At 70.6% G+C, this 18,821-nt stretch carries 19 protein-coding genes; 9 read left to right on the forward strand and 10 right to left on the reverse strand.

The window, feature by feature from the left end; genetic code table 11:
• The first annotated feature begins 135 nt into the window (after window positions 1–135).
• The 8 genes from O3438_RS09430 (at window position 136) to O3438_RS09465 (ending at window position 6,984) form a co-directional block, all read left to right on the forward strand.
• On the forward strand, window positions 136–1,149 hold the full coding sequence (locus O3438_RS09430) for a hypothetical protein (RefSeq protein ID WP_269679600.1): 1,014 nt from the start codon (window positions 136–138) through the stop codon (window positions 1,147–1,149).
• Window positions 1,150–1,372: 223 nt separating this feature from the next.
• Entirely contained in the window at window positions 1,373–2,197 is an 825-nt protein-coding gene (locus O3438_RS09435; RefSeq protein ID WP_269679601.1) for a hypothetical protein, read from the forward strand.
• Between the two features lie 12 nt (window positions 2,198–2,209).
• Window positions 2,210–2,494 (forward strand): hypothetical protein, encoded by a 285-nt coding sequence (locus O3438_RS09440; RefSeq protein ID WP_269679602.1) that lies wholly within the window; start codon window positions 2,210–2,212, stop codon window positions 2,492–2,494.
• Window positions 2,495–2,620: 126 nt separating this feature from the next.
• Window positions 2,621–3,367: a phosphotransferase family protein gene (locus O3438_RS09445; RefSeq protein ID WP_269679603.1), complete on the forward strand. Its 747-nt coding sequence runs from the start codon at window positions 2,621–2,623 to the stop codon at window positions 3,365–3,367.
• A 110-nt stretch (window positions 3,368–3,477) separates the two neighbouring features.
• On the forward strand, window positions 3,478–4,716 hold the full coding sequence (locus tag O3438_RS09450) for an MFS transporter (protein WP_269679604.1): 1,239 nt from the start codon (window positions 3,478–3,480) through the stop codon (window positions 4,714–4,716).
• A gap of 152 nt (window positions 4,717–4,868) precedes the next feature.
• Window positions 4,869–5,225, forward strand: a complete 357-nt coding sequence (locus tag O3438_RS09455; protein ID WP_269679605.1) for a YciI family protein — start codon at window positions 4,869–4,871, stop codon at window positions 5,223–5,225.
• Entirely contained in the window at window positions 5,222–6,481 is a 1,260-nt protein-coding gene (locus O3438_RS09460; RefSeq protein WP_269679606.1) for an RNA polymerase sigma factor, read from the forward strand. Before O3438_RS09455 ends, O3438_RS09460 begins: the two co-directional genes overlap by 4 nt.
• The gene (locus O3438_RS09465) at window positions 6,478–6,984 is read left to right on the forward strand and encodes an SRPBCC family protein (protein ID WP_269679607.1); all 507 of its coding nucleotides are present in this window, start codon (window positions 6,478–6,480) and stop codon (window positions 6,982–6,984) included. The genes O3438_RS09460 and O3438_RS09465 overlap by 4 nt, the downstream gene beginning before the upstream one ends.
• A 22-nt stretch (window positions 6,985–7,006) precedes the next feature.
• Here O3438_RS09465 and O3438_RS09470 read toward each other — a convergent pair whose 3' ends face one another.
• The 4 genes from O3438_RS09470 to O3438_RS09485 all read right to left on the reverse strand — a co-directional run bounded on the left by O3438_RS09470 (window position 7,007) and on the right by O3438_RS09485 (window position 12,959).
• A complete protein-coding gene (locus O3438_RS09470; RefSeq protein WP_269679608.1) occupies window positions 7,007–9,865 on the reverse strand; it encodes a CBM96 family carbohydrate-binding protein in 2,859 nt (952 codons plus the stop codon).
• Window positions 9,866–9,940: 75 nt separating this feature from the next.
• Window positions 9,941–10,342, reverse strand: a complete 402-nt coding sequence (locus tag O3438_RS09475; protein ID WP_269679609.1) for a nuclear transport factor 2 family protein — start codon at window positions 10,340–10,342, stop codon at window positions 9,941–9,943.
• A 140-nt stretch (window positions 10,343–10,482) separates the two neighbouring features.
• Window positions 10,483–11,355, reverse strand: coding sequence for an NmrA/HSCARG family protein (locus O3438_RS09480; RefSeq protein WP_269679610.1), 873 nt, complete (start codon window positions 11,353–11,355; stop codon window positions 10,483–10,485).
• A 116-nt stretch (window positions 11,356–11,471) separates the two neighbouring features.
• On the reverse strand, window positions 11,472–12,959 hold the full coding sequence (locus O3438_RS09485; protein WP_269679611.1) for an MFS transporter: 1,488 nt from the start codon (window positions 12,957–12,959) through the stop codon (window positions 11,472–11,474).
• 121 nt (window positions 12,960–13,080) lie between these two features.
• On the opposite strand from O3438_RS09485, the gene O3438_RS09490 reads away from it, so the two are divergent.
• Window positions 13,081–13,782 (forward strand): TetR/AcrR family transcriptional regulator, encoded by a 702-nt coding sequence (locus O3438_RS09490; RefSeq protein ID WP_269679612.1) that lies wholly within the window; start codon window positions 13,081–13,083, stop codon window positions 13,780–13,782.
• Window positions 13,783–13,822: 40 nt separating this feature from the next.
• Here the strand turns inward: O3438_RS09490 and O3438_RS09495 are convergent, their stop codons facing one another.
• The 6 genes from O3438_RS09495 to O3438_RS09520 are packed head-to-tail and all read right to left on the reverse strand — an operon-like array spanning window position 13,823 to window position 18,810.
• On the reverse strand, window positions 13,823–14,755 hold the full coding sequence (locus tag O3438_RS09495; RefSeq protein ID WP_269679613.1) for an MBL fold metallo-hydrolase: 933 nt from the start codon (window positions 14,753–14,755) through the stop codon (window positions 13,823–13,825).
• Window positions 14,752–15,684 carry an aromatase/cyclase gene (locus tag O3438_RS09500; protein ID WP_269679614.1) on the reverse strand — a complete coding sequence of 311 codons (933 nt, stop codon included), beginning with the start codon at window positions 15,682–15,684 and terminating at the stop codon, window positions 14,752–14,754. The genes O3438_RS09495 and O3438_RS09500 overlap by 4 nt, the downstream gene beginning before the upstream one ends.
• Window positions 15,685–15,687: 3 nt before the next feature.
• A complete protein-coding gene (locus tag O3438_RS09505) occupies window positions 15,688–15,945 on the reverse strand; it encodes an acyl carrier protein (RefSeq protein ID WP_145780255.1) in 258 nt (85 codons plus the stop codon).
• 17 nt (window positions 15,946–15,962) lie between these two features.
• The gene (locus O3438_RS09510; protein ID WP_269679615.1) at window positions 15,963–17,192 is read right to left on the reverse strand and encodes a ketosynthase chain-length factor; all 1,230 of its coding nucleotides are present in this window, start codon (window positions 17,190–17,192) and stop codon (window positions 15,963–15,965) included.
• Window positions 17,189–18,454 carry a beta-ketoacyl-[acyl-carrier-protein] synthase family protein gene (locus tag O3438_RS09515; RefSeq protein ID WP_269679616.1) on the reverse strand — a complete coding sequence of 422 codons (1,266 nt, stop codon included), beginning with the start codon at window positions 18,452–18,454 and terminating at the stop codon, window positions 17,189–17,191. The genes O3438_RS09510 and O3438_RS09515 overlap by 4 nt, the downstream gene beginning before the upstream one ends.
• Window positions 18,451–18,810, reverse strand: a complete 360-nt coding sequence (locus tag O3438_RS09520; protein WP_088988925.1) for an antibiotic biosynthesis monooxygenase — start codon at window positions 18,808–18,810, stop codon at window positions 18,451–18,453. Before O3438_RS09520 ends, O3438_RS09515 begins: the two co-directional genes overlap by 4 nt.
• Window positions 18,811–18,821: the final 11 nt, after the last annotated feature.

The raw sequence follows: 18,821 nt of genomic DNA on the forward strand, positions 1-18,821 counted from the left end.
CGACGCGGTGGTGAGCCGACACACCTCCCGCTCACCACCGCATCCACCCCCACCGCCGTCCCCGTCCCGCCCCGCAATCGGCTTGTTCGGAGTGGGCGCACGGGTGACCATGGTCGGCATGGCGGGAACCCGGGTGTGAGATCACCACTTCAGGGCGGGATGCCGCTCAGGGACGCGGTGGTCGGCGCCGTCGTGGAGATCGCCTGCGACGAGTCCGGATTCTCCGGCACCAACCTGCTGCGATCCACCGCCCCGGTGATCACGCACGCGAGTGTCGACCTGACCGTCGACGAGGCCGTCGCGCTCATCACCACGCTGCGGTCGGGCTTCCGGTTCTCACCACACGAACTCAAGTCGGGGCGGTTCCTGCGCGGCTCGGGTGCGGACGAGGCCCTGGGGTGGCTCCGGACGGAGCTGACCGGGCGTACCCACGTTCACGTGATCGACAAGGAGTTCTTCCTCGTCACCCGGATCGTCGACCTCCTAATGGTCGAGCCGTCGTACGCGGCCGGCACCCGCCTGGCGAGGGAGCACCTTCCGGCAGCCGTCGCCCTGCACGCCGCCGGACGCTCATCCGGAAGCGACTGGGACGCCTTCCTGTCGGCGTTCGTCGACTGTGTACGGATGAAGCGGCGGCTGCCGGTCCATCAGACGGTGCGGCGGTTCTTCGAGACCCGCGACGCGCTGCTCCGACACCGCCTCGGCCCGGAGGCCGACGAGATCCTCGACGGGCTCGACCCGGACCACGTGCGGGCCGTCCTGGGCAGGTTGGACAACGACGACCGGTCGGTTCCACCACCGCTGGAACCGCTGCTGCCGGCGCTGGCCGAGACGGTTCTGTCCTGGAGCGGCGGGCGGCGGCAGGTGCTGGTGACCCACGACGAGCAGAGCGCCCTGACGGCCGATCGGTTGACCCGCCTCCAGCGGGTGTTGGCCGACGGAAGCAGCTGGGTGGCGGGCACCGGACCGGCCCAGGCGTTGCCGGTGGGTGTGTCGCCGCTCGCTGGGCTGGTGATGGTCGACTCCCGCGACGACCCGCGCGTCCAGGTCGCGGACCTCGTCGCCGGGGTGGCCCGACGGATGCCGGGGATCATCGACGACGCCCTCCGGCAGCCGCCCCCGACACCACCAGACGCCGCGCCCTGGTGATCGGGACCTGTCTGGTGGATCGCCATCGGCCCACAGTGGACTCTTTCCTCGATCACCCGCGGGTTACCTGTCGACGGGAGGTGTAGTCCGCGTCTGCCGGGGGCAAGAACCCGCGCATGGAACGAACGGCGGGAAGCGAGGGGCGACTGCTCGGTCAGCGACACCGGCCCGGCGAACCGGCCCGAGCGGAGTTGGCGACACGACGTCCCGCAGCCCTCGCCCGATGCGTCTGACGCACAGTCTGCCCGCGGTGGCACTGGGCGCGGCGGCACTCGGCGCGGCGGCACTCGGCGCGGCCCTGGGCGCCGACCACGCCCACGCGTACGAGCCGACACCGCCGCCGACCGGCCTACTCCCGACACAGGCCCCGGCGTCGCCGACCATCGTCGAGGCGTTGTTGCCCCGCGTGGTCGAGTCACCCCTGGCCGTCGCCCTACCGCTGCCGTCGTCCGTTCCTCTGCCACTGCCGTCCGGCATCGCCCTGCCGCTGCCCTCCGCCGTTCCCCTGCCGCTGCCGTCGTCCATTCCGCTGCCGGCACTCCCTCTGCCCTCGACGTCGGTGACACCTCCCACCGCCGTTCCCGACCTGCCTCGTACGCTTCGCCCGTCACCGTCACCCACCGCCCGCGGCGCGTCCCCCGCTGCGCGCCCTGCCTCGCCGTCGCCGCCGTCGTCCTCGCCGTCGTTGGCCGCGACGGTGACGGTGTCCCGTGGCGACCTCCACGGCGTCGGCGGCAGCCGGACCCGCTCGGCGGACCGGCCACCGACGGCGGTGGCCGCGGCGGCGGCGCCGATGCCGGGCCCGCCCGTCCGCCCCGACTCCGGTCCGCCGGCGTTCGTGCTGGCGCTGGCCACCGCACCCAGCGGGTTCGGCGCCAGCGGCGTCGACGCGCCGACCTCGGCTGCCGAACGTCCGCCACCGATCTCACCGCTGTCCCGAGGGCTCACCGTGGCTGCCGTCGACATGCGCGCCACCAGCAGGCCCGTGGAGCGGGGCCCTCCACCGCCACAGCAACTCCTGATCACCCAGCCGCGTCCACGACGTTGATCAGGAGAGATCATGGAGATAGCTGTCATCTGGATCCCCGCCGACATCGAACCGTCGGAGCCTGCCGTCGCCGTGTGCCTGTCGCACCTTCGGCACCACGACTACCGGTTGAAGGGAATCGTCCGGGCACCTTGGGAGACCGTCGAACAGAGAATGATCGATGGAGAAGTGGACGTGGTCGTGATCGCCGACCTCGCCCACCTTCCGCCGGACCGGTCGCCCCGGATCGAGGTAGCAAGCGCTCCGGCGTCGACGAGCGGCGAGGACGGATCGGTCTCCGACACGCAGTCCGACTGACACGACCAAGCGCCCCGTCCACCGCGGACGGGGCGCTTCGTGCGGCGCAACCGACGGAGACCGGCGGTGTCCCACCACCCGCGAAGTCCGGCGACATCGGCGACCATCCGCGCCAGGATGGCCGGTATGGAAGCGGTCGAAGTCGTCGTCGCCCACCGGCAGCGCGCGACGCTACGCGTGGGCGACGTGTTCCTCAAGGTCGACGGAGATCCGGCGCATGCCGACATCGAGGTACGGGCCATGGCCCTGGCACCGGTACCGACCCCGGCGATCCTCTGGCACGAGCCGCCAGTGCTCGCGATCGCCGCCGTGCCCGGCAGGGCTCTCGGCCTCCTCGGCGAACCGTCCGCCGCGTCACCGGCGGCATGGGCCGCGGCAGGCGCGGCCATCCGCAGGCTGCACGACGCGCCGTTGCCGCCGTGGCCGGGTCGCCGGCTCGACGACGTGGCGGCGGAGCTCGACGACGAGTGCGCGTGGCTGCTCGCCAACGGCGTTCTGCCAGCCGAGGTGATCCGCCGCAATCGCGAGATCGCCGGAGCCGCGCTCCGGCCGTGGAAGCCGGTGTTCATCCACGGCGACCTGCAGATCACCCACGTGTTCGTAGACGACGACACGGTCACCGGCGTCATCGACTGGTCCGAGGCCGCGCCCGGCGACGCGATGTTCGACCTCGCCATCGTGACGCTGGGGCACGAGGAACGTCTGGACGACCTGCTTGCCGGCTACGGCACCGACGTGGACCGGGATGTGATCCGCGCCTGGTGGTCACTGCGCAGCCTGGTGGCGTCGCGCTGGCTGATCGAGCACGGCTTCGATCCGGACGCGCCGGGGTGCGAGTTGGACGTGCTCAGGTCCCGGATGCGGGAACCGTAGGCACCTGGCGATTCGCTCGGTTTGCATCGAGGGCCGCCACCTCGCGCGAGCCCACACCTCCGTTGGCGGGGTCACCTGGATCCGCGCCGACCACTATGGTGAGTTCCATTATGGGACTTACTGCTTTCTGGCGCTGGTGGGCCGCCAGCACGACCAGTCACCTCGGCTCGGCGGTCGGCGGTGTGGCCCTGCCACTGACCGCACTGACCGTCCTCGACGCGTCAGCCTTCGACATGGGTCTGATCACGGCAGCCGGCTATCTCGCGTACCTGCTGATCAGCCTGCCGGCCGGGGTGGTCGTGCAGCGGCTGCCGCTGCGCGGCATGCAGGTGACCCTGGACCTGATCCGGGCCCTGGCCATCGCGTCCGTCCCCCTGGCCTGGTGGTTCGACGCCCTGACGGTGGCCCAACTGGTCGGGGTCGCACTGGTCGTGAGCTTCGCCAACGTGCTGTTCGACGTGGCCAACCAGACCTTCCTGCCAGAGATCGTGCCCGCCGCGCAGTTGCAGGCGCGCAACAGCCTCAACTCCGGCACCCACGCCGTCACCCAGTTGGGCGGGCCCTCTCTGGGCGGCCTCGCGGTGCAGGTGCTCGGTGCCGTTCCGACGCTGTTCGTGGACACCGTCAGCTATCTGGTCTCCGCCGTGCTGCTGCGCACCCTCCCGGCCCGCACGGTGCAGCGGCCGACCGAGCGACCGCCGATGGTCACGATGATCCGGGAAGGCTGGCACTTCGTGCTCCGCCATCCGATCATCGGGCCGGCCATGTGGGACGCCACCGCGACGAACTTCGTCAACGGCGCGATGCTCGCGCTCTTCCCGTTCTACCTGGTGCGGGAGCTGCACGCATCGCCGCTCCTGATCGGGTTGCTCCTTGCCGCCGACGGCCTCGGCACGCTCATCGGCGCCGCCTTGACGACCCGGTTCACCGACCGCGTCGGCACCGCACGCGGCCTGATCATCGCCGCCTTCGTCGGCGTGGCCGGCGCTCTCGTCATCCCGCTGGGCACCGGCACCGCCGCCTACGTTGCCTTCGCCGCCGGAAACCTCGTCTTCGCCGGCTCCACTGTGGTGCTCAGCGTGACCACCCGCACCTACCGGATGCTCGCCAGCCCGCCGGAGCTCCTGTCCCGCGTGATCGCCACGGTCAAGTTCGTCTCCTGGGGCGCCATCCCGCTCGGCGGTCTGCTGGCCGGCTTCCTGGCCGGGCAGCTCGGCGCGCGTACCACCCTGCTGCTCTTCGGGGCGCTCACCGTGCTGTCGCCGATCATCTATTTGTCCACCCCGATCCGTCGGATGCGCGACCTGCCGCTCGACACGGCGCCGAAGCCCGTCGACGCCCGGGTGTGAACGGCGGGCGGACGCCGCGGTGCGGTGTCTGGTCCGCCGACCCACTGTGCTTGCGACACACATCGGTCCCCTCGTCTGTCGATCCGGGATCGGGTTGACTCGTCGGTGAGGTAGACGGGCCCGGCCGGGCTCCACACGATGGGATGCGCGACATGGCGAAGTACCTGATCCTCATCCACGGCGACGAGCGGCAGTGGGCCGCGATGTCGCCGCAGGAGATGCGGGAGCGCGACGAGGCCCACGGCGCCTTCTGCGCCGCAGCCGGTTCGGCCGTCCTCGACGGCCAGCAGTTGGAACCGGCGGCCGTCGCGACCACACTGCGCACCGACGCACACGGTCGGCTGGCCATCACCGACGGGCCGTTCCTGGAGACCAAGGAGGCGGTGGGCGGTTACTACCTGGTCGAAGCCTCCGACCTCGACGAGGTGATCGGTCTCGCCTCGCGGCTTTACGAGGTCTCCGCCGGGCACAGCGGGGTGGAGATCCGTCCGGTGGTCGATCACGGATGAGTGCCGAGGTCGTCGCGGCGGTCGCGCAGGCGCACCTCCGCGACTGGGCCCAGTTGCTGGCCGCGACGGCGCGTCTGACCCGGGACCTCGATCTTGCCGAGGAGTGCACCCAGGACGCCTACGCCCAGGCGCTGCGGGTCTGGCCGCAGATCGGCATCCCGGATCGCCCCGGCGCGTGGCTGACAACGACCGCCCGCAACCGGGCGTTGGATGTGCTGCGCCGCGAGTCGGTGATGCGTCGGGCCCTACCGCTGCTGGTGACCGACCAGTCGGTGCCCGGTCCGGAGGACGGCCTCGACGACGACCGGCTCCGGCTGGTCTTCACCTGCTGTCATCCGGCCCTGTCCCGCGACGCTCAGGTCGCGCTGACGCTGCGGCTGGTGTGCGGCCTGTCCACGGCGGAGGTGGCCCGCGCGTTCCTGGTGCCGGAACCCACGATGGCCGCCCGGATCACACGGGCCAAGAAGAAGATCAGCGCCGCCCGCATCCCGTACCGGGTGCCGTCGCCCGACCACCTGGCCGAACGCGTCAGCGCCGTCCTCGACGTCCTCTATCTGATCTTCACCACCGGCCACACGGCGCCGAGCGGCGCGCACCTCGTCCGCCGTGACCTGGTCGACAGCGCCCTCAACCTCGCCCGCATGCTGCACCTGCTCATGCCGACCGACACCGAGATCAGCGGCCTGCTCGCGTTGCTGCTGCTCATCCACGCGCGTGCCGACAGCCGGCTGTCTCCCACCGGGCGGCTGCGACTGCTCTGGGAACAGGACCGCGCACGTTGGGACACGCGGCTCATCAGCGAGGGCGTCGCCCTGGTGACCGACGCGCTGAGCCGCAGGCCACCGACCCGGTACGCCGTGGAGGCCGCCATCGCCGCCGTACACGCCGAGGCACCGACCTGGCAGGACACCGACTGGGCGGAGATCGTCGGGTTGTACGACGTCCTGCTCCAGCTCTGGCCCTCTCCGGTGGTCGAGCTCAACCGGGCCGTGGCCGTCGGTCTGCGCGACGGTCCGCAGGCCGGTCTCGACGCGCTGACCCCGCTGCTCGCCGAACCGACCCTGGCCACCTACGGCTACCTGAGCGCCGCCCGTGGTGACTTCCTGCGCCGACTCGAGAGATGGGCAGCCGCGGCGGACGCCTACCGGGAGGCGCTGGCCCAAGCCCACAACACGGTCGAGCGGGCCTTCCTGACCGACCGGCTCGACGACATCCACCGACATGCGTCGAACGATGTGGAGGAGGCGTACCGATGACAAGTGGTCAGATCGAACCCGTCGCGGTGTCGCGGCGGATCGCCGCACCGGCGGCCGACATCTTCCGGATCCTCGCGGACCCGCGCCGACACACCGATCTCGACGGCTCCGGGATGTTGCGCGGTGCCGTGTCGGACCGGCCGATCAGCGCGGTCGGCGACGTCTTCGTGATGCGCATGTACTACTCGCCCTACGGCGACTACGAGATGAACAACCACGTCGTCGAGTACGAGGTGAACCGGCGCATCGGCTGGACGCCGGAACCGGGCCGAGGTCACCCGGACACCGCACCCGGTGCCACCCCGCTGAGGCGGTGGGGACACCGGTGGGCCTTCGAGCTGACCCCCGACGGCCCGGCCGCGACCATCGTGACCGAGACCTACGACTGCTCCCCACTGCCTGCCGACGAGCGAGCGGCGATGGACGACGGCCGCAGTTGGATCACGAGCATGACCGCGACGCTGGAACGGCTGGAGGCCGTCTGCCTCACCGTGCGCCACTGAGGTGGCGGTTGCCGCGGGTGCCCTAGGTTGTCACGAGTTCGAAGACCACCCTCCCGGCGGGGACGATGACCGAGCGCCAGCCGGACCCCGAAGCCGTCGTGGCAGCCGGCTCGCGGTCGAGGCGGACGAGGCTCAGCCCAGGGTGGTAGAAGGTGACAGTGATCTCGCGACCGGTCGTGTTCAGCACCTGACCACCACGGCCCTTTGCCAGGATGCTGACATACGAGTCGGTCTCGAACCCGTACTCCCGCCACCGCAGGATGCGCCCCTTGCGAACGAGGTAGTTCGTCACGTCGACGGTGGTCGGCGAGGCTCCGCCCGTCGTGCGATACCAGGCAGCCCAACCCTGCCACGTCACGTTACCGATGGTGATCTCGGGAGAGCCCTTCGACTCGATCGCGTAGTCGGTGTGGCCACTGGTGTGCGTGATGGACGCACCCGAGTAGCCGGTTCCGCCAACCCTGCTCATCGCAGCCTTCGGGTGTACGTCGTCAGAGGGAAAGAGCACGGTAACGGCGTTCTTGCGGGCTGCGGCGTCCGGTGGGTAGGTGACGTAGAGGTACCTCCCGAGGTGCCCGTCGGTCCAATCGGCCAATGGCCCACTCTTGACGTGGACCTGGGACGGGGGCGTGGCGAGGAACGCGGTGAGCTTCACCCCGGTGTCGGTGCACGGGTCCACATCGACAGGGAAGGTGTAGTCCGCCATCGCTGGGTCCGCGGCCGGGTCGCTGGCCGAGTTGGGATGCCAGGCCAGCCCCACCGGACCCGCGCCACTCACCTCCGTGAACTCGTCGAAGACCGTCCAGTAGCCCTGAGTGCCGGTGTTCGGATGAACGAACACCAGGCTGCGCCGGTGCCGGCCGTTGGGCAGCGCGCCGCCGGAGTCGCCGGTGGCGTAGTCGATGCCACCCCACATGAGGTCCTCGACGATGCCGGCGCCGTACGTCCTCACGTGATTGTTGAGACTCGGCGGGGCGAAATCGGCGAACGACGGCTCATAACCGATGAGCCCGGTGTTGCTGAGCACGGCCAGGTCCCTGATCTGAGCGTAGGTGAAGCCGACAGCCGGATAGGGGTAGCCGTTGTAACCAGAGTTGCGCAACACATGCTCGCCGTAGGCGGCCAGGTGCAGCGAGTTCGTGTCCCGATGCTGGTGGCCGCCGTCCTTGACGGCGTTCCACAGCGCACCGGCGAGCGCCCGCTGGTCGTGACTGTTCTGCAAGAACCACGCACCCGCGTCGGGAAAGACCCGGCTCGGCACGGCGACGGTGGGCGATGGCGCTTGAGCCGTCAGGGCATACGTCGTCATCATCGGAAGCGGCGCGATGGTGACCCGGTTCAGGCTCCAGGCCGCATTTGACCCCGCCGCCGTGCTGAACCTGTACGCGCTGTAGGTACGGGCGGAGCGCGACACCGCGCCGCCGATCGTCGCGCTGTCGCCGAAGGTGTACTCGTCGCGGGCGACGACATCGGTGGTGGTGTTGACCAGAAGTCTGGGCACCGAATTGGCTTCGTCGGGGGTGCTCGGCTGCCGCGAGAAGAGCTGGGCGAACCGCTCGGCACCAGCGACTGTGGATCGGATGCCGACGGAGAACTTCCGGGAGCCGGTCGTCAGCGCGTCCCGGACAGCCGTCGTCACGTCCAACTCCGCCACGAACCTGGTGCGGGGAATCCATGTGCCCAGCAACGCCTTGGCGGCCGGCCGACCGCTCCAGCTGACGTTCTCCGGCCACACGTCGCCCACCTGCGAGACCTCCAACCGGCAACCGTCGGCGCCGACCTCTTTCATGTAGAGCCGGAGCCGCACTGTGACGACCTGGTCAGCGGTCAGGTCACCGAGATCGAAGCGCAGGTAGCACTCCCGGGTGAAGTCGGGCTCGTCCACCTTCGCGTGCAGCAGCCCACCAGACTCGCCCGGATCTCCGGCGTATTTTCCACCGCGCACCGTGACGTTGGCTTCGGCGGTCAGTCTCCGACGAGGCAGCCGACGGGTCACCGGCGTGGTGAGGTAGCCGGCGTAGAACTCGATCGCCTTCTGGTAGTGCGGGTCCTGGTAGTAGTCGCGATATCCGGGCACCCCGGAGTAGAGCTTTGGCTCCCTGCTCAGGACATCGACGAAATAGGACTTCGGGTCCCGGTCGCCCGGCGAACCCAGGCGATGGCCGACGTACGTGGGTGCGGCCAGGTACGCGCCGCTCTTGCCCATGACGGACTGAAGGTGCTTTTCGAGCTCGCCGATGGTCCTGCCGAGCGCCGCCAGGTCCGCGGTGCTCCCGCCGCCCGTCACCCGATAGGCGAGCCAGGTGCCGTAGGCGCCGATCGGCGCTGCCGTCCAACTCGGGAAGGAGGCAAAGTCAGCGAAGGTTGCGGCGATCTCTCCCAGTTGGGTCTCCGCGCTAGCTCGCTCGCTCGACGTCAGCGCGGCGTGGACGACATCCAGCCCGAGCACCAGGTGGAACAGGGCGTTGGCCTGTGGGACGGTGCCGCCCCACTGCGTCTTGTTGATCACGCCGGGGGTGGAGATCTCCTGGCGGAGGCGGCCCACCATCTGGAGGACTTTCTGGGCGTGGACCGGGGCGTTCTCACCCGCGTCCAGGATGTATGCCAGGGACGAGTAGCTGGCGATCTCGGCAATGCGCTTGGAGCGGGCGCTGGCGTCCGGGTTCGCTACGTACTCCCAGCCGGCCCGGCTGATCGCTGCGCTCTTCCAACTCTTCCAGGGCTCAGTCGCGGCTCGGCCACGCAGCTCGTCGAAGTCAGTGCCGGAGACGAGCAAACACGGGCGGGTTTCCGCGGCCAGGGCGGGACTCGCCGTCAAGATCGGCAAAGCACCGGCGGCCCCGGCCAGCAGCGGCCATTGCAGGATCGTACGACGGCGCATGACTCTCCCCCGATGACATGTGATCGCCGGAGGATGTTAGCCATGATCGCTGCCTCTTGCTGCCCCCTCAGCGGCTCACTGTTCGACCGAACCGTCCGGAGGGTTGGCCGGCTGCTGGCCCGGCCAGAACGGCCACTCCTCGAACGACCGGCACCGTCCGTCCTCGGCGAACCGCATGATCCACAGATCGCGGTACTCCTGCTCGACCGGCTCGCCGTAGCGGACCTCCTGACGCGACACCGCGGTGTCGCCCTCGACCGCGACGATCTCGCTGGTCATCCGGAACACCTCGTCGGGACCCTTGCGCTGCTTCTCCCACATCCGCGCGATGGCCGGCAGGCCGACGACGGGCGTCCAGTACGGCCCCTGCTGGTAGCTCGCGTCCTCGGTGAAGAGGGTGACCAGGTTGTTGGTGCCCGGCGTCCGCCACACCCGCTCGTAGGCGGCGAGCCAGTCGTTGACGTGCTTCCTGTCCATGGACATCACTGTGCCATTCGGCCGGCCGCGGGCAGCCGGAACCGACAAGCCGCAGGTCACCCTGGCCCGACTCCGTCGTACGTGCGCGAGTGGTGGCGGCGGCGCGGGGAGCGCCCGGACCTCCCCGCGCCGCCCCGTCGTCAGCCCTTGAGCACCCGGTCCCAGTCGACCGTCTTGGCCCAATCGGCGTAGCTGTGCCAGGTCACACCCGGGTACTGCGCCCGCAGACCGGCCACGTCGACGAAGTCGGTGTTGTCCTCGAAACGCTGGAACATGTCCGCGATCTCGTCGCCAGCCCACTGCCTGACCTGGGCGAGGGGCATCTGCCGGTACGGGATCTCCCGGCCGATCGCCGCACCGAGGATCCGGGCTGCCTCCTCGCCGGTCACGCTGTCGGAGGCCACGTCGATCCGCTTACCCACCAGCTCGTCCGGGTGCTCGATGGCGTACACCGCCAGGCCGGCGATGTCGAGCACGGTGACCTGGTCCAGTTTCTTGCCCGGCGACAGGGGGTTGGAGAGGACGCCGTCGCCCAGGCGGCTGAAGTTCAGGTTGAGCACGTTCTCGATGAAGTAGACCGGTCCGAGAACTGTGGCGCGCACGTCCTGCCCGCGCAGGTACGTCTCGACCACCTGCTTGCTGTCGGCATGGTCGATGTCGCTGTCCTCCAAGCGGTCCGCGCCACGGACCGACGAGTACACCAGGTGGGCGCCGACACGGGTCGCGGTGTCGACGATCAGGCGTCCCTGGGCGATCTCCTCCTCCTTGCCACCGTCACCGAAGGGCACCGAGAGTCCGAAGACCGCGTCGACGCCGGTGGCGGCCCGGCCGAGCGCCTCGGCGTCGGCGAGGTTGCCGGGGGCGAGCCGCACACCACGGGCGGCGAGCGCCTGGGCGGCGGGTGACTCGGGCGCGCGGACGTACGCGACGACCTCGTGGCCATGGTCGAGGAGCAGGTCGGTGACCGCTCCTCCCTGGTTGCCGGTGGCACCGATGACGAGAACCTTGGTCATGGCTGTGTGTCTCCTTGCGTTGACGGTACGGGGCAGGGCGGCGGGGTCAGGGTGGCTGTGGGGTCAGGGGGTGTCGACCGGCCCGGTGGGCGGCCTGGACGGGCAGAGCTTGCGGGTCAGTGCGCCTCCGACTCGTCTCGCGCCCGACGTGGCAACAGAAAGGCGAGGACGAAGGAGAGCGCGAGGAGCCCGATCACCACGGTGAGGCCGCGCAGGATCCCGTCGGTGAAGGCCGCACGGGAGGCCTGCGCCGAGGCGGCGTGGCTGCCGACGACGCCGAAGACGATCGTGCCGATGAGGGCCACGCCGATGCCGAAACCGAGCTGCTGCACGGCGGTCAGCACCCCGCCGCCGGTACCGGACTCCTCCGGTTCCACGTCGGCCAGCGAGATGTCGAACAGCAGGCCGATCATGATGCCCATCCCGAGACCGGAGATCGCGATCGACGGGACGAGGTCCCAGCTGGTCAGGTCGGTGGCGTGGCGCCCGATGGTGAACCGGATGAACAGCACACCGACGATCATCACCAGCAGACCGAGGTGCAGCGCGGCCCGACCGAGCTTGGCACCGAGGACGGCACCGGTCAGGATCGCGCCGACGACCAGGAAGATCGCCCAGGGCATCATCGTCGCGGCCGTCCGGGTGGGGCTCCAGCCCAGACCCGCCTGGAGGTAGACGCCGAGCGTCAGGGACATCCCGGCGGTGCCGGCGAAGAAGACCAGCGCCACGAGCAGACCCGCCAGGAAGCGGGGCTTACGCATCAGGCTCAGCTCGATCACGGCGGCCCGGCCGCTGCTCTCCCTGCGCAACTCGTACCAGGCGAAGGCGGCGAGGACCACGACGGAGGCGGCCATCATCGCGAACGTCCACGCCGGCCAGTCGAGTTCGTGCCCCTGCACCAGCGGCAGGACGAGCAGGAGCAGACCCGTGGTGACCAGCGCGATGCCACCGAGGTCGAACCTCGGGCGGGTGGCGACCCGGGACTCGGGCAGGAACCTGGCCGCCGCGTAGAGGGTGGCGATGCCGATCGGCAGGTTGATCAGGAAGACCATCCGCCAGCCGGTGTCGAACAGGTCGCTGTCGATGAGGAAGCCCGCCAGGATCGGTCCGCCGACCGCCGAGAGCCCCATCACGGGCCCGAACGCCCCGAAGGCCGCGGCCTGCTCACGGCGCGGGAACATCTGCTTGATCAGCCCCAGGCCCTGCGGGATCATCAGCGCGCCGAGGCCGCCCTGGAGCGCGCGGGCTGCGATCAGCTGCCACGGGTCCTGCACCACGGCGCAGAGCAGTGATGCCAGGGCAAAGCCGGCCGCGCCGACGAGGAACATCCGTTTGCGGCCGAACATGTCGCCCAACCGGCCGCCGACGATCAGCAGGACCGCGAAGGGCAGCGTGTAGCCGGCGGTCATCCACTGGATCGCCGTGAGGCCGCCGCCGAGATCGTGCCGGATGGTCGGCGCGGCGACATTCATGATCGTGCCGTCCAAGAGGTCCATGACCTCCGCGCCGAGGATCGCCGCCAGGGCGATCCACCGATGCCGGTACGGCTGCGGTGTCTCGTCGGCCGGCGCCTCGGGCGCTTCCTGCTCGGTCAGGGGATTCATCTCGACCTCTCCACGGCGATCAGCGTACGCTGTTCCACGCACGAACACCGTTCTAACAGCAAACACCGAATGGCGTCAACTACGATGTGTCAACCGGAGACGAGCGAGCATGGAGGCCCGCGTGACCCAGGCGATCCCCACGCCGCCATGGCAGACGCCCCCGAAACCCCCACCTCGGCAGCCCCTGAGCCAGGAGCTGATCGTCACCACGGCACTGCGGGTCCTGGACGCCGAAGGGCTGGACGCCCTGAGCATGCGTCGCGTCGCCCAGGAGCTCCAGACCGGGCCGGCGTCGCTCTACGCCCACGTCGCCAACAAGGACGAACTGCTGGACCTGGTGTACGACCGGGTGCTCGCCGAGGTCGACATCCCCGAACCCGACCCGGCACGCTGGGCCGAGCAGGTCAAGGAGATGCTGCGCTCGTTGCGCCAGGTCTTCCGGTCGCACCGCGACCTGGCTCGCGTGTCGCTGTCGCGGATCCCGTTGGGCACGAACGGCGTGGCCGGAATGGAACGCACCATGGCGCTGCTGCGCGCCGGTGGCCTCCCCGACGACATCGCCGCCTACGCCGGTGACCTGGTGACCTCCTTCGTCACCACCGAGACACTCGACGACGCCTTCCCGGGCGACGGCGCGGACACCAGCGCCGTTCAGGCGTACGTGGCGCAGATCCACGACTACCTGACCTCACTGCCCCCGGACCGGTTCCCCAACCTCACGCAGATGGCGGGGCCGATCACGTCCCTGGACTCGGAGCGGCGCTTCGAGCTGGGCATGGAGATCATCATGCGAGGCCTGTCGACGTACGCCGAACCAGCCTGAGCCGCCCCGCGCGCGACCGGTCGACGCGCGGGACGGCCCGTCAGGCCAGGCAGGTCAGCGGTCGCCCTCCGTTGTACTCGATCATCTCGGCCAGCACCGCGGCCACCGGCAGCGGCGCCCCCGACGCAACACCGGCCAGCTCGGCGTACGCCCGGTGCAGGTTCCCCACCACCCGCTCCGGGTCGAGCAGGTGCGCGAACTCCGACCAGTCCGCCGCACGGGCCGCCTCCAGCGCAGTGCGCCCCTGCGGGTACGCCTCGGCCGCCACCTCGACGACCCGCCGCAGGTAACGCTCGGTGGCGTCGAAGATCTCCGGACCGGTCACCGGGCCGTGTCCGCAGACCACCGTCCGAGGCCGTAGCGCCCGCAACCGCGCCACCGCGTCGAGAGCCCCGGTGACCGAACCGAACAGCAGGAACGGCGTACACGCGGACATCAGCACGTCCCCGGCGAACAGCACCCGCTCACGCGGCAGCCACACCACGACGTCGTTGGTGGAGTGCGCCGGGCCGACGTGCAGCAGCTCGGCGCGGCGCTCCCCGACATGCACCGTCAACTCGTGCGCGAACGTGACGTCGGGCAGCACCACCTGGATGTCGCCCCACCGCACGTCCGGCCAGAGCCCGGTCAGCGCGAGCCCGGTCTCGGCCATCTCCTGGCGGGCCAGCTCGTGGGCGATGACGGTCGCCGAGGGCGTGAAGATCCCGTTCCCGAAGGTGTGGTCGCCGTGATGATGCGTGTTGACCAGCGTGCGGACCGGGCCGGCCCGCAGCCCGTCGACCCGTTCGGCGAGGGCGCGGGCCCGCCGCTCGGTCGCCGCCGTGTCGACCAGCAGGACCCCTTCAGGCCCGGTGACGATGCCGGCGTTGCTCAGGCACCAGCCACCGTTGGGCTGGGTGTACGCGAACACCCCGTCGGCGACCTCGGTCAACTCCGCCGCCACCGACGTCACCGCCGGCCCCGTCACGGTCATCGTCGGGCAGCCGCGTACGAGCCGGCGTGTGCCAGCGTCGTACGGCTGTTGCCGCCCAGCGCGGAGCGGACGAAGTCCCGTGCGTCGGCGAGCGTGGCACCTGCGCCGAGCACCTCCCGCACCCGGTCCGGATCGATGGCAACCGTGTGCTCCGCCGTAACCGTGGCCCCGCCACCGTCGTCGGTGAAGAGCCACCGACCGCTGTGACCCAGCAGCAGGCGCGGTGGGACCAGTTGCTTGTAGACGATCCGCTCGACCGGTGTGCAGATCCGCACCGACCGGGTGGTGTGCGTCGAGCCGTCCTCGGTGACGGTGTCCATCTCCATGTCCTGCGTTCCCGGGCTCACCTCGCGCAGCACCACCCGGGCCACGTGCGGCAGCCGCTGTGGCCACTGATCGGAGCGGTTCACGAACTCGTACGCGTCGGCCGCCGCGCCGTCCACCGGCACCCGGTCGGCGAAGGTGAACACGAGGTCCTCGACCGGATGCCCGGTGGTGGCGATGCGAGCCAGGGCAGCCAGCTCCACAGGGCTGTTACGGTCCAGTGCCTCGGTTATCCAGCGGACCGACCCGGGGTCGTCACCGACGGCGGTGAACTCGTGCACCAGCACGATCTCGGTCCCGCCGCCGGCGGCAGCGCGGAAGATCCACTCACCACTCATCGAGGCGATCGGCGCCTGACTGCGTTCCTGGGTGAAGCCGATCCGCAGCCCCGCCGCGTCCAGACTGCGGCGGGACGTCCAGGTGGCCACCTCGCCACCGACCAGCGCCCAGAGCTGGAACCGCTCGGCGGACTCCGACCGCTCCAGGTGGTGCACGTACACCGTCGGGGCGAAGATGGCCGGCCAGCGGGTGACGTCCGCGGCCAGGTCGTAGAGGACGCGGGGTGGCGCCGCGACGGTCAGCGTGTGTTCGGTCCGGTGCGACACGGCTCAGCTCGCCGCGGCCAGGCTGTGCCGGATCTCGTCGAGCATGGCCCGCGGCGTGGGCAGGCCGGCGATCTTCTCGTCCGGGATCGTGACCTTGTAGTCGCGTTCCAGGATCGCGGCCGTCTCCATCACGGCCAGCGAGTCGTAGCCCAGATCCTCGAACGGCACGTCGATGATGTCGCCGTCGAGGTCGACGCTCTCGTCAGCGCCCGCGCAGGCGGCCATGACGCGCCGGAGGTCGTCGAGGGTGATGTCGGTCATCTACCTGGTCCTCTCGATCAATGCTGATGTCCGGTCGTGGCCTGACCGACCACGACCGCGGAGTTGAAGCCGCCCTTGCCACGGGCCAGGACGAGCGCGTACGACAGGGGGGCCTGCCGGGCCTCGCCGTACACGAGATCGAGCCCGTAGTCGTCCGGGACGTCGACGGAGCGCGGCACCGGCGGAATGACGCCGTCGCGGATCGCCAGCAGGGCGGTGACGACGTCCAGTGCTCCCCCACCGGCGAAGAGCCGCCCGACCAGAGCCTTCGGCGCGGCGACCGGCACGCCGCGCGGTCCGAAGATGCCGCGCAGCGCCTCCGCCTCGGCCCGGTCCAGCTCCGCGACGCCGGCCGCGTCGGCGAAGACCACACCCACGTCGGCGGGCCCGATGCCGGCATCGGCGAGGGCGGCCTCGGCCGCGCGGCGCAGCGCCGGCGGGCGCGGTGAACCGGGCGGGGGATCGAAGGTCGCGGCGTACCCGACGACCCGGCCGTAGCCGGGGCCGGCACCCCGACGTCGCGCCGCGGCCTCGTCCTCCAGCACCAGGATGGCCCCGCCCTCGCCGGGCACGTAGCCGGTGGCGTCCGCGGCGAACGGCCGGTACGCCCGGTCGGCCGACTCGACGAGGCTGACGCGGCCGCTGGACAGGTGCGACGCCCAGCCCCACGGGTCGAGCGCGGAGTCGACCCCACCGGTGAGCATCAGTGGGGTACCCAGCCGGATCGAGCGCCGTGCGTGCCCGATCGCGTCGAGCCCGCCGGCCTGCTCGGTGACGACGGCGCTACTGGGCCCACGCATACCGTTGCGGATGGAGATCTGGCCGGTGTTGACCGCGTAGAACCAGGCGAAGGACTCGTAGACGCTGACGTACTCCGGCCCCTGCGACCAGAGCTTGTGGAACTCGCGGTGAGTGAAGGCGAAGCCGCCGAGGGCGTTGGCCGTCACCACCCCCATGTCGTAGTCGGGCAGCGAGTCGGTGCGCACCTGAGCGTCGGCCAGCGCCAGGTCCGCCGCCGCCAACGCGTACCGGGTGGAGACGTCGGTCTGCGGCAGCAGTCGGCCGGGGATGTGGTCGCGGGCGTCGAAGTCGCGTATCTGCCCGGCGAGCCGAGCCGGATACCGGGACGTGTCGAACCCGGTCAGCGGTGCGATGCCGCTGACCCCGTCCAGCGTCGCCTTCCAGTACGAGTCGACCCCGAGCCCGTTCGGGGCGACGACACCAACCCCGGTGACCACCGTCGTCATCGCGTTCCCCCCGCCCGCGTGAGCACCATCGCGCTCTGGAAACCACCGAATCCACTGCCCACCGTCAGCACGGCGTCGAGCCGGCGCTCACGCGCCACGACCGGCACGTAGTCCAGGTCGCACTCCGGGTCGGCGTCGTGCAGGTTCGCGGTGGGCGGCACCACGTTGTGCTTGATGGCCAACGCGCACGCGGCGATCTCGATGGAGCCGATCGCGCCCAGCGAGTGCCCGACCATCGACTTGATCGAGCTGACCGGCGTCCGGTAGGCGTGCTCACCCAGACTCCGCTTGAACGCCGCCGTCTCGTGACGGTCGTTCTGCTTGGTGCCCGAGCCGTGCGCGTTGATGTAGTCGATCGCCTCCGGGTCGAGCCGCGACTCGGCCAACGCGGCCCGGATCGCCTCGGCCATCTCCCGACCGTCCGTCTTCAGGCCGGTCATGTGGTACGCGTTGCTGCGCGCCCCGTACCCGCTCACCTCGGCGTAGATGTGCGCGCCGCGTGCCACCGCCCGCTCGTGGGTCTCCAGCACGAACATCGCCGCACCCTCGGCCAGCACGAAGCCGTTACGGGAGCCGTCGAAGGGCCGGGAGGCGCGGGCCGGCTCGTCGTTGCGCGGGGTCGTCGCCTTGATGGCGTCGAAGCAGGCGACGACGATCGGGGTGATCGGGGTGTCCGTCGCACCGGTGATCATGACGTCGGCGCTGCCCTCCCGGATGAGCTGCGCGGCCTGCCCCACCGCGTCCAGCCCGGAGGTACAGCCGTTGGAGACCAGCGCTACCGGCCCTTCCGCCCCCACCGTCCAGGCCACGTCCGCCGGCATCGCGCCCGGGGTCAGGTAGTCGAACATGTACGGCGAGAGGTGCGTCGGGTCGACCTCCCACTCCCGCCCGCGGTCGGACAGGACGAGGTACTCGTTCTCCAAACTCGTCGCGGCGGCGACCGCGCTGCCCAGGCTCACGCCGATCCGGTGCGGCTCCACGCCGTCGAGGTCGAGACCGCTGTCGGCCACCGCCTCGCGGGTGCACACCACGGCGAACTGGGTGGCACGGTCCATCCGACGGATCTCGCGTGGGGTGAAGCCCTCGGCCTCGGCGTCGAAGTCGCACTCGCCGGCCACCTGGGACCGGTAGGGCGCGGGGTCGAAGAAGCTGATCCGGCGGGTGGCCGTGCGGCCGGCGGTGAGCAGATCCCAGAACTCCTCGGCGCCCGACCCGCCCGGGGTCCGTACCCCGATGCCGGTGATCACGACCCGGCGGCTCACGCGGACGTCTCCTCGACCGGCGCCGGCAGGATGCTGGCGGCGAGCGTGCAGAAGACCGAGCGCGGCGGCCCGGTGAGACCCGGCAGCGCGCTGAGTGACGCTCGCACCTCGGCCGACCTGGGATTGTTCGTGAAGGACTCGCGGTAGGCCGCCTCGCTGCTCCACTGGGCGTAGTTGACGACCTGGGTGCCGTCGGAGCTGATGTGGTAGTTGGCGGAGAGGAAGCCGGGCACCGCCCGGATCCACTCCTGAACTCCCCCGGTCGCCAGCTCGACCAGCTCGCGTGCCGTCTCCGGGCCGTCGGTGGGAAAGGTGACGATCGCGACGAAACCCGCGTCCGTCCTGGTCGGATCCACTGTTTGCCTCC

Origin of the sequence: Micromonospora sp. WMMC250, from assembly GCF_027460215.1 — a bacterium.
Classification (GTDB): Bacteria; Actinomycetota; Actinomycetes; order Mycobacteriales; family Micromonosporaceae; genus Micromonospora; species Micromonospora taraxaci.

What these genes read in the sequence shown, in the direction of transcription:
- O3438_RS09460 (WP_269679606.1), top strand. Translation starts at nt 5,222, where the DNA reads ATGAGTGCCGAGGTCGTCGCGGCGGTCGCGCAGGCGCACCTCCGCGAC.
- O3438_RS09455 (WP_269679605.1), top strand. Translation starts at nt 4,869, where the DNA reads ATGGCGAAGTACCTGATCCTCATCCACGGCGACGAGCGGCAGTGGGCC.
- O3438_RS09480 (WP_269679610.1), bottom strand. Translation starts at nt 11,355, where the DNA reads ATGACCAAGGTTCTCGTCATCGGTGCCACCGGCAACCAGGGAGGAGCG.
- O3438_RS09475 (WP_269679609.1), bottom strand. Translation starts at nt 10,342, where the DNA reads ATGGACAGGAAGCACGTCAACGACTGGCTCGCCGCCTACGAGCGGGTG.
- O3438_RS09450 (WP_269679604.1), top strand. Translation starts at nt 3,478, where the DNA reads ATGGGACTTACTGCTTTCTGGCGCTGGTGGGCCGCCAGCACGACCAGT.
- O3438_RS09485 (WP_269679611.1), bottom strand. Translation starts at nt 12,959, where the DNA reads ATGAATCCCCTGACCGAGCAGGAAGCGCCCGAGGCGCCGGCCGACGAG.
- O3438_RS09445 (WP_269679603.1), top strand. Translation starts at nt 2,621, where the DNA reads ATGGAAGCGGTCGAAGTCGTCGTCGCCCACCGGCAGCGCGCGACGCTA.
- O3438_RS09440 (WP_269679602.1), top strand. Translation starts at nt 2,210, where the DNA reads ATGGAGATAGCTGTCATCTGGATCCCCGCCGACATCGAACCGTCGGAG.
- O3438_RS09510 (WP_269679615.1), bottom strand. Translation starts at nt 17,192, where the DNA reads ATGACGACGGTGGTCACCGGGGTTGGTGTCGTCGCCCCGAACGGGCTC.
- O3438_RS09435 (WP_269679601.1), top strand. Translation starts at nt 1,373, where the DNA reads ATGCGTCTGACGCACAGTCTGCCCGCGGTGGCACTGGGCGCGGCGGCA.
- O3438_RS09505 (WP_145780255.1), bottom strand. Translation starts at nt 15,945, where the DNA reads ATGACCGACATCACCCTCGACGACCTCCGGCGCGTCATGGCCGCCTGC.
- O3438_RS09495 (WP_269679613.1), bottom strand. Translation starts at nt 14,755, where the DNA reads ATGACCGTGACGGGGCCGGCGGTGACGTCGGTGGCGGCGGAGTTGACC.
- O3438_RS09470 (WP_269679608.1), bottom strand. Translation starts at nt 9,865, where the DNA reads ATGCGCCGTCGTACGATCCTGCAATGGCCGCTGCTGGCCGGGGCCGCC.
- O3438_RS09465 (WP_269679607.1), top strand. Translation starts at nt 6,478, where the DNA reads ATGACAAGTGGTCAGATCGAACCCGTCGCGGTGTCGCGGCGGATCGCC.